Annotated in this window: 1 protein-coding gene; it reads right to left on the bottom strand. The window is 56.7% G+C overall.

Features of this window, described 5'->3' with window-relative positions:
- Positions 1-53 precede the first annotated feature (53 nt).
- Positions 54-356: plastocyanin/azurin family copper-binding protein (locus EN852_RS36675; RefSeq protein ID WP_246694531.1), on the bottom strand; the 303-nt coding region annotated here is incomplete at its 5' end.

Below are 356 nucleotides of genomic sequence, written 5' to 3'. Positions count from 1 at the left end.
AACAGCAACCCGCCGCGCCTTTTGGCGGGCGGGTTGCAGCGTTGGATCACCGTCTACTTGACCAGGATCGTTGCCCACATTCCATTCATGAAATGACCGGGGATATTGCAAAAAACGGCATAGCTGCCCGGCTTGAGGTCCAGGGTCAGCGATCCGGTTTTGCCTGGATCGAGTTCGGAAACCTCGCCGAGATGGCCGGCCGCATCCTCGTTGACGCGATTTTCATTTTTCACATACGGCAATGCGGTCTTTTTCGCATCCGCGGCCGGCACGACGATCATTTCGTGAACCGTGTCCTTGGACGTATTGCTGACTTTGAAAGTACCCTCCCCCGCGGGTACGACGGTCTTGTCCAG

Source organism: Mesorhizobium sp. M2E.F.Ca.ET.209.01.1.1, assembly GCF_004010375.2.
GTDB lineage: Bacteria > Pseudomonadota > Alphaproteobacteria > Rhizobiales > Rhizobiaceae > Mesorhizobium.
Note: the sequence above shows the minus strand (reverse complement) of the source record. Positions and strands in the feature narration are given on the sequence as shown.